The organism is Streptomyces sp. MK37H, from assembly GCF_018035285.1.
Classification (GTDB): domain Bacteria; phylum Actinomycetota; class Actinomycetes; order Streptomycetales; family Streptomycetaceae; genus Streptomyces; species Streptomyces endocoffeicus.
This window is the reverse complement of record NZ_JAAAYH010000398.1, coordinates 1-8,390: the sequence shown is the minus strand read 5'-3', so window position 1 is coordinate 8,390 and position 8,390 is coordinate 1. Positions and strand designations below refer to the sequence as shown.

Here is an 8,390-nt window from a genome sequence, read left to right as displayed (position 1 = left end):
CTTGCGCGGCGCCGAGGGCTTACCGGCGGCGCGGCCGGAGCCGTTGCCACCCTGGAAAGCGTCAGTCAACTTGCGCACAACCGGCGCCTCGATCGTCGAGGACGCCGAACGTACAAATTCACCGAGTTCCTGGAGCTTGGCCATGACGACCTTGCTCTCAACTCCGAACTCCTTGGCGAGTTCGTATACCCGGACCTTAGCCACTTCGCTCCTTTTAGGTCCGGGTTGTCGCCGGACCGTCGCTACTTCATGGGCGTACTCATCGCGTACTCATCGAGTGCTCATCGCAATCTCGACCTACTTCCGACTCGCGAGGTACCTGACCGCACGGTGTCCCGTGCCGTTCTTTCAACTACTCAGGGTGTCGCCTGTCACCCTGCTCGACAAACCGGCGGAGCGCCGTGGTGTCGAGCGCTCCCGGCCCCCTGAAGGCCCGGGAAAAGGCCCGGCGGCGAACCGCCAGGTCAAGGCAGACCCGTGTGGGGTGAACATAAGCACCCCGACCGGGGAGCGTACCGCGCCGATCGGGGACACAAACACCCTCGATCAGCACGATTCGCAGCAGATCGTTCTTGGCCGCCCGATCCCGGCATCCCACACAGGTTCTCTCAGGGCAGGCACCAGCTCGCGTGCGGCCAGACACTGGTTAAGTCTACCTCCCCGTACCGACCTCACCCCCTGGGGGGAGTGATCGAATCGTCACTCGATTTGGTCTGGATCCCGGGGGATCCGGCCTGAATCAGCCTTGATCACCCGACTGCTCGGTGTCCGGCCGGATGTCGATCCGCCAGCCGGTCAGCCGCGCCGCCAGCCGGGCGTTCTGCCCTTCCTTGCCGATGGCGAGCGACAGCTGGTAGTCCGGCACGGTGACCCGGGCCGAGCGGGCCGCCAGATCGACCACGTCGACCTTGCTCACCCGCGCGGGTGACAGCGCGTTCGCCACGAGCTCAGCGGGGTCGTCCGACCAGTCGACGATGTCGATCTTCTCGCCGTGCAGCTCGGCCATCACGCTGCGCACCCGCCCGCCCATCGGGCCGATGCACGCGCCCTTGGCGTTCAGCCCCGTACGGGTGGACCGGACCGCGATCTTGGTGCGGTGGCCCGCCTCGCGGGCGATCGCCGCGATCTCCACCGAGCCGTCCGCGATCTCCGGCACCTCGAGCGCGAAGAGCTTCTTGACCAGATTGGGATGCGTACGCGAAAGGGTCACCGACGGTCCGCGCACGCCCTTGACGACTCGTACGACATACGTACGCAGCCGGGTGCCGTGGGCGTAGTCCTCGCCCGGGACCTGCTCCTGCACCGGCAGGATCGCCTCGAGACGGCCGATGTCCACCAGCACGTTCTTGGGGTCCTTGCCCTGCTGGACGACACCGGCGACGACATCGCCCTCCCGCCCCGCGTACTCGCCGAAGGTGATCTCCTCCTCGGCGTCCCGCAGCCGCTGCAGGATGACCTGCTTCGCGGTCATCGCGGCGATCCGGCCGAAGCCGGAGGGGGTGTCGTCGAACTCCTGGGGCTCCTGCCCCTCCGCCAGGTCCTCGGCGTCCTCGCGGGCCCAGACGGTCACATGGCCGCTGTCGCGGTTGAGCTCCACGCGGGCCCGGCGGCGGCTTCCCTCGGTGCGGTGATAGGCGATGAGGAGGGCCGATTCGATCGCCTCGACCAGCAGGTCGAAGGAGATCTCCTTCTCTCGCACCAGACCCCGCAGGGCACTCATGTCGATGTCCACGGCTACGCCTCCTCCTTGCTCTCGTCGTCCTCGCCCGCGGCCTTGTCCGCGGGCTTGCGGTTGAACTCGATCTCCACCCGGGCCTTGGAGATCTCCTCGAAGGCCAGCCGCCTGGCCGTGGGCTTGCGCCCCTTCACACCGGGAACTTCCAGATCGAGGCCCTCGTCGTCCACCGAGACGATCCGGGCCACCAGCTCGCCGCCGTCGGCGAGGCGCGCTCTCATGAGGCGGCCGGTGGCGCGGCGGTAGTGGCGCGGCTCGGTCAGGGGGCGCTCGGCGCCGGGAGAGGTGACCTCGAGGACGTACGCGGTCTGGCCCATGGCGTCCGTGTCGTCCAGGGTCTTGGAGATTTCCCGGCTCAGCTCCGCACACGTGTCCAACTGGACGCCGTCGTCGGAGTCCACGACCACTCTCAGCACGCGCCGCCGCCCGGCCGGTGTCACCTCGACCTCTTCCAGATCCAGGTCTCGCGCGCTGACGAGCGGTTCCAGCAGTCCGCGCAGCCTCTCGCTCTGGGTGGTGCTCATCCGGGTGACTCCTCGGCCGCGTGTGCTGTTGTGGGAAGGTCGCGTGTCAGGTCAAAGCCTATCTGTTCCGGCGGCGGGCTGACGATTCGGTGGCCGCTGCCGGGCAGACGGCCTCGGCGCGGGTACGCTCGCCTGCTGTGATCACTACCGGCGGCCGGGAGCGGCCGCAGCCCGGAAAGAGGAACGTGTCGATCACCACTCCCCCACCCCGTGCCACAGCCGCGCCTGACGCCGTGTCCGCGGTCCCCGCCGCCTCTGCCGAGTCCGCTGTGTCTTCAGCGTCCGCCGCCTCTTCGGCCTGCGCCGCGCCGGTGAGCCGGCGGCGGAGTCTGCTGCTGGGCGGCGGGGCGCTGGGGGCCGTCGCGCTGCTGAGCGGCTGCTCCGACGACCCCGGGTCCCGGCGCGAGGCGGACGGCGGGGCGGATGTCGCGCTGCTGCGGGCGCGGGGCGCGCGGGACTCCACGGCACTCCTCGCGCGCTACGACGCGACCGTGGACGCGCACCCCGCCCTCGCGGAGCGGCTGGCCCCGCTGCGGGAGGAGACGGCGCGGCATGTCGCGGTCTTCACCGCCAAGGGCCGGTCCCCCTCCCCCTCCGCGACCGTGTCGCGCTCGCCCTCGGCGGGCGGGCGGCGGATGCCGAAGGTCCCCGAGGACGAGAAGCAGGCCCTCTCCGCCCTTGTCCAGGCCGAGCGCCAGACCGCCGACACCCGCACCGCCGCGCTCGCCACCGCGCCGCCCGAGCTGGCCCGGCTGCTGGCCTCCGTCGCGGCCTGCGGCGCTGCCCACGTGTATCTCCTCACGCAGCGCGACACGGACTCGTGATCACGCTCGGGACCACCGGGAAGGGGTACTGACATGGCCGCTCGAGCAGACCGCTCGGCCGTCGGCGAACGTGCCGCGGCGCTCAGGGCCGCGCAGGCGGCGCTCGCCGCCGAGCACGCCGCAGTGTACGGCTACGGCGTCGTCGGCGGGCGGATCGGCGACGACCGGCTCGCGGAGGCGCGCGAGGGCTACGCCGCGCACCGCGCGCGCCGGGACGGCCTCGCCCGCACCGTGCGCGACCTGGGCGGCCGCCCCACCAGCGCGGCGCCCGCCTACGCCCTGCCCTTCGCGGTGCCGGACGCGCCCGCCGCGGTGCGGCTCGCCGCCGAGCTGGAGAACCGGGTCGCCGCCGTCTACGCCGACCTCGTACGGGCCTCGACCGGATCCCTGCGCCGCCAGGCGGCGGGCGCGCTGCGGGAGGCGGCGGTCCGCGCGGTGCGCTGGCGGGGCGGCGGCGTAGCCTTCCCTGGGCTCACCGAACACGCCACACCGGCCACTCAGTCGGCGTCGCCGAGCGGTGGGTCGGACGGGGTGTGACGTCATTGATGGTGGAGGGGACAGCTCAGGAATGGCATCGGCACCACAGCCCGGCGGCCGCGATACGGACCGCGTCCCCGTGCCGAAGCGGCTTCTGGACGCGCTGAGCGACGACCCCGCGAGCGCCGTGCGGAGCTGGCTGGACACCCTCCCCGGGACGGCCGGGCGGCAGCTGGCGGCCTGGGAGCTGACCCTGGAACGGGTCGCGACCCCCGGGGGGCGTCGCGGGCTCGTCGCGCTCGTACGGCAGGCGGACGGCACCCCGGCGGCGCTGAAGTTCCCGGTCCCCGGCCCGGACGCGGACCGTGAGCGGGCCGCCCTCGCGCACTGGAACGGCTGGGGCGCGGCCCGGCTGCTGCGCGCCGACCCGGACACCGGTGCGCTGCTGCTCGAGCGGCTGCACGGCGCGGTGTCGCTGCGCTCGCTGCCCGAGCCGAAGGCGCTGCTGGAGGCGGCGGGCACGGTGCGGCGGCTGTGGGTGCCGCCGCCCGCGGGGCATCCGTTCGCGTCGGTCACCGGACGTACCGAGGAGGAGCGCGAGATCCTGCGGGTGCTCGGCACCGGGGACTGGGCGGCGGACGCCCGTCCGCTCACCGACGAGGCGCTGGAGCTGCGGGCGGCGCTGCCCGCCGACCCGCCCGAGGAGGTGCTGCTGCACGGCGCCTTCCGGCAGGGGAAGGTGCTGGCCGGGGAGCGCGCGCCCTGGCTCGCGGTGGGTCCGGCGCCGGTGGTGGGCGAGCGCGCGTACGACCTGGCGCGGCTGGTGCTCGACCGCTGTGAGGACCTGGCCGCGGGACCCGGCCCCGCCGCGGCCGCGCGCCGCCGGGTCGCCAAGCTGGCGGATTCCCTCGATGTCGACCGCGACCGGCTGCGCGGCTGGTCCCTCTACCGCGCCGTCGAGACAGGGCTGCACCACGCCGCGGCGGGCGACCACCGGCGCGCGGAGCTGCTGCTGGAGTTCGCGGGCTGGCTCTGACGGGGCTGCTCGGCCCGGCCGGGTGCGGCTTTCGTCTCGCGCCTCCGGCGCGATTGAGCAGCGGGGGCGGGGCGCGGACTCCGCCGCCCGGCGCCGCGCCCCCCGGCGCCGCCGCGGTCGTCAGTCGGTGGTGGCCGTGAGGCGGGCGATGGCCTCGTCGATGGGGAGGTCCTCGCGCTCGCCCGTGCGGCGGTCCTTCAGCTCGACGACGCCGTCCTTCGCACCGCGGCCCACGACCAGGATGGCCGGGACGCCGATCAGCTCGGAGTCGGTGAACTTCACGCCTGGGGAGACACCGGCGCGGTCGTCGACCATGACCCGCAGTCCCGCCGTGCCCAGCTTCTCCGCGAGGTCCAGGGCCATCTCGGTCTGGAGGGCCTTGCCCGCCGCGACGATGTGGACGTCGGCCGGGGCGACCTCGCGGGGCCAGCAGAGACCGGACTCGTCGTGGGTCTGCTCGGCGAGGGCGGCGACGGCGCGGGAGACGCCGATGCCGTACGAGCCCATCGTGACCCGCGCCGGCTTGCCGTTCTGGCCGAGCACATCGAGCTGGAAGGCGTCGGCGTACTTGCGGCCGAGCTGGAAGATATGGCCGATCTCGATCGCCCGGTCCAGCTCGATGCCCGCACCGCAGCGGGGGCAGGGGTCCCCCGGCTCGACCACGACGACGTCCAGGTACTCGTCGACCTCGAAGTCACGGCCGCAGACCACGTTGCGCGCGTGGGTGTCGGGCTTGTTGGCGCCGGTCACCCAGGCGGTGCCGGGGGCGACGCGCGGGTCGGCGATGTAGCGGAAGGACTTGCCCGCCAGGCCCTGCGGGCCGACGTAGCCGCGCACCAGCTCGGGGCGGCCCTCGAAGTCCTCGGCCGTGACGAGCTCGACGACGGCCGGGGCGAGGTGCTCGCCCAGCTTGCCCAGGTCCACCTCGCGGTCGCCGGGGACGCCCACCGCGGTGATCTCGCCGTCGACCTTGACCAGGAGGTTCTTCAGGGTGGCGGAGGCCGGGACGCCGAGGTACTCGGCGAGGGTCTCGATGGTCGGGGTGTCGGGGGTGTCCAGCTCCTCGAGGGGGCCGTGCCCGGCGCCCTCGACCGGCGGCACGGTCACCGTGACCGCCTCGGTGTTCGCGGCGTAGTCGCAGTTCGGGCAGTCGACGAAGGTGTCCTCGCCGGCCGCCGCCGGGGCCAGGAACTCCTCGGAGGCCGAGCCGCCCATCGCGCCGGAGACCGCGGAGACGATGCGGTAGTCCAGGCCGAGGCGCTGGAAGATCCGCTGGTACGCCTCGCGGTGCAGCCGGTAGGACTCGGCGAGGCCCTCGTCGGTGGTGTCGAAGGAGTACGAGTCCTTCATCAGGAACTCGCGCCCGCGCAGCACACCCGAGCGGGGGCGGGCCTCGTCCCGGTACTTGGTCTGGATCTGGTAGAGCATGACCGGCAGGTCCTTGTAGGACGTGCACTGGTCCTTGACCGTCAGGGTGAAGATCTCCTCGTGGGTCGGGCCGAGGAGGTAGTCCGCGCCCTTACGGTCCTTGATCCGGAAGAGCAGATCGCCGTACTCGTCCCAGCGGCCGCTCGTCTCGTACGGCTCACGGGGCAGCAGTGCGGGCAGGAGGACCTCCTGGGCGCCGATGGCGTCCATCTCCTCGCGGACGATCCGCGAGACGTTCTCCAGGACCTTCTTGCCGATCGGCAGCCAGGTCCAGACGCCCGCGGCGGCGCGGCGGACGTACCCGGCGCGGACGAGCAGCTTATGGCTGGCGGTCTCGGCGTCCGCCGGGTCTTCGCGCAGCGTCTTCAGCATCATCGTGGACATGCGCTGGACGTTGACGGCGTGGGCCATGGGGTCTCTCCTGCGTGCGATGGGATGTTCAGGAGGTTAGCCGCACGGGCTGGTTTCCCGGAAATGCGTAAGGCCGCGGCGGCGCCTGGCCGGGACCTGGGGTCCTTCTGACGGATCTCCGCCAGAAGGACCCCAGACAGGCCCTAGTGGCGGCGCAGCGGCAGGGGGGCTCCCATCACGGCGTACGGGCTCGGGGCGCTCGGGAAGAGCACGGGGCGGGCGAGGTCGCGGTAGCCCAGTGAGCGGTAGAGCGCGCGGGCCGGGCTCTCGGTGTCGATCGCGGACAGGATCGAGCGCGGCTCGTCGGCGCCGTCCGTGATGGTCGTGATCAGCTGCCGGCCGATGCCGCGGCTCTGGTACTCGGGGTGGACGTGCAGCTCGGTGATGACGAACGAGTCGTCCAGCCAGTCCTCGTGCCCGGCCGCGCGCAGATACGGCTGGACGACCGTGGACCACCAGTGGGTGCGGTTGTTGGGCATGCCGTAGACGAAGCCGACGAGCCGGCCGGAGGGCGTCGTCGCGCCGAGCGCGCGGGCGCCGGGGCTCTTGAGGTGGCGCAGCACGATGTGGCGTCGTACGCCGACCTCCTCGGCCGTCAGCCCGAAGGCGACGGCCTGGACGTCGAGCGCTTCGTCCACGCGTGCGGCGAGGTCGAGCGACCCGACGACGACGTCTTCGGGTTCCGGGGTCCGCCCCCCGGGGAGATGCAGCATGGGCGGCACCCTACTGGCCCGTCGATCAGAACAGCACACTCATGAACGCGCCGACTTCCCGGAAGCCGACCCGGCGGTACGCGGCGCGGGCCGCGGTGTTGAAGTCGTTGACGTACAGGCTCACCACCGGGGCGACCTCGCTCAGCGCATAGCGGAGCACCGCCGCCATTCCGGTCTCGGACAGGCCGCGGCCGCGGTACTCGGGGGCCACCCATACGCCCTGGATCTGGCAGGCGTGCGGGGTGGCCGCGCCGATCTCGGCCTTGAACACCACCCGGCCGTCCTCGACCCGGGCGAAGGAGCGCCCGGCGGTGACGAGCTCGGCGACCCGCGCCTGGTAGAGCAGCCCGCCGTCCCCCGCGAGCGGTGAGACGCCGACCTCCTCGGTGAACATCGCCACGCACGCCGGCATGATCACGTCCATCTCGTCCTTGCGGACGCGGCGCACCAGCGGATCGGGCGGGACGTCGGCGGGCATCGAGCCGGTGACCATCAGCGGCTGACGGGCGCGGACCTCACGGGCCGGGCCCCAGCTGGGCTCCAGCAGGGACCACAGCCCGGCGGTGGTCTCGGCGGGGCCGACGATCGAGGAGCAGCGGCGGCCCGCCCGGCGGGCGCGCTCGGCGAAACCGCGCACGGCCTCGGGGGTGGCGCAGATGGGCACGAGGTTCGCCCCGGCGTAGCAGAGCGACTCCAGCCGCCCGCCGGAGTACCAGCCCCACATCTCGCCACCGAGCCGCCACGGGTCCAGGCCGGCGACCTGGACGCGGGCGGCCACAAAGGCGTTCGAGACGGGGTCGCGGTCGAGCACCGCAAGGGCCGCGTCGAGCTCATGGGGCTCGAGGACCCTGGTGGTGGACGTGGTCAGCACGTGTCGGTCTGCCTCACGTGGTGCGGGCCCGCGGGCCGGGGACGTCGATCCTCAGACTCTACCGCGCAGGCCAAGAGGGCCCCTCACCGCCTTTTCCAGGGGCCCTGTGCGTCTCCTTGGCGGCGCTTCAGCCGCTGACCGAAACCTGGGGTTCGCCGGAGGCGGTGCCGTCCTTCTCCATCTGCTCGGCGATCTTCATGGCCTCGTCGATCAGGGTCTCCACGATCTTCGACTCCGGCACGGTCTTGATGACCTCGCCCTTCACGAAGATCTGCCCCTTGCCATTGCCCGAGGCGACGCCCAGGTCCGCCTCGCGGGCCTCACCCGGACCGTTGACAACACAGCCCATGACCGCGACGCGCAGCGGAACT

Annotated in this window: 11 protein-coding genes; 3 read left to right on the top strand and 8 right to left on the bottom strand. The window is 72.5% G+C overall.

What is annotated here, in order from left to right:
• The 4 genes from GWI24_RS35680 to rimP all read right to left on the bottom strand — a co-directional run.
• Positions 1-204: translation initiation factor IF-2 N-terminal domain-containing protein (locus GWI24_RS35680; RefSeq protein ID WP_210950182.1), on the bottom strand; the 204-nt coding region annotated here is incomplete at its 3' end.
• A 148-nt stretch (positions 205-352) separates the two neighbouring features.
• Positions 353-643: a YlxR family protein gene (locus tag GWI24_RS35675; protein ID WP_210950181.1), complete on the bottom strand. Its 291-nt coding sequence runs from the start codon at positions 641-643 to the stop codon at positions 353-355.
• 96 nt (positions 644-739) lie between these two features.
• Entirely contained in the window at positions 740-1,732 is a 993-nt protein-coding gene (gene nusA / locus GWI24_RS35670) for a transcription termination factor NusA (RefSeq protein WP_210950180.1), read from the bottom strand.
• 2 nt (positions 1,733-1,734) lie between these two features.
• Positions 1,735-2,259, bottom strand: coding sequence for a ribosome maturation factor RimP (gene rimP / locus GWI24_RS35665; protein WP_210950179.1), 525 nt, complete (start codon positions 2,257-2,259; stop codon positions 1,735-1,737).
• A gap of 311 nt (positions 2,260-2,570) precedes the next feature.
• Here rimP and GWI24_RS35660 point away from each other — a divergent pair, with 311 nt between their 5' ends.
• The 3 genes from GWI24_RS35660 to GWI24_RS35650 are packed head-to-tail and all read left to right on the top strand — an operon-like array spanning position 2,571 to position 4,596.
• Positions 2,571-3,083 carry a hypothetical protein gene (locus GWI24_RS35660; protein ID WP_210950178.1) on the top strand — a complete coding sequence of 171 codons (513 nt, stop codon included), beginning with the start codon at positions 2,571-2,573 and terminating at the stop codon, positions 3,081-3,083.
• Between the two features lie 33 nt (positions 3,084-3,116).
• Positions 3,117-3,620, top strand: a complete 504-nt coding sequence (locus tag GWI24_RS35655; protein ID WP_210950177.1) for a ferritin-like domain-containing protein — start codon at positions 3,117-3,119, stop codon at positions 3,618-3,620.
• Positions 3,621-3,651: 31 nt separating this feature from the next.
• Entirely contained in the window at positions 3,652-4,596 is a 945-nt protein-coding gene (locus GWI24_RS35650) for an aminoglycoside phosphotransferase family protein (protein ID WP_210950176.1), read from the top strand.
• 120 nt (positions 4,597-4,716) lie between these two features.
• Here GWI24_RS35650 and GWI24_RS35645 read toward each other — a convergent pair whose 3' ends face one another.
• The 4 genes from GWI24_RS35645 to GWI24_RS35630 all read right to left on the bottom strand — a co-directional run.
• The gene (locus tag GWI24_RS35645; protein ID WP_210950175.1) at positions 4,717-6,435 is read right to left on the bottom strand and encodes a proline--tRNA ligase; all 1,719 of its coding nucleotides are present in this window, start codon (positions 6,433-6,435) and stop codon (positions 4,717-4,719) included.
• 143 nt (positions 6,436-6,578) lie between these two features.
• Complete coding sequence (locus GWI24_RS35640; RefSeq protein ID WP_210950174.1) at positions 6,579-7,148, bottom strand: GNAT family N-acetyltransferase; 570 nt, start codon at positions 7,146-7,148, stop codon at positions 6,579-6,581.
• Between the two features lie 25 nt (positions 7,149-7,173).
• Positions 7,174-8,019 (bottom strand): GNAT family N-acetyltransferase, encoded by an 846-nt coding sequence (locus tag GWI24_RS35635; protein WP_210950173.1) that lies wholly within the window; start codon positions 8,017-8,019, stop codon positions 7,174-7,176.
• Positions 8,020-8,146: 127 nt separating this feature from the next.
• Positions 8,147-8,390 (bottom strand): flavodoxin-dependent (E)-4-hydroxy-3-methylbut-2-enyl-diphosphate synthase (locus GWI24_RS35630; protein WP_210950172.1); only part of this gene is annotated, 244 nt, incomplete at its 5' end.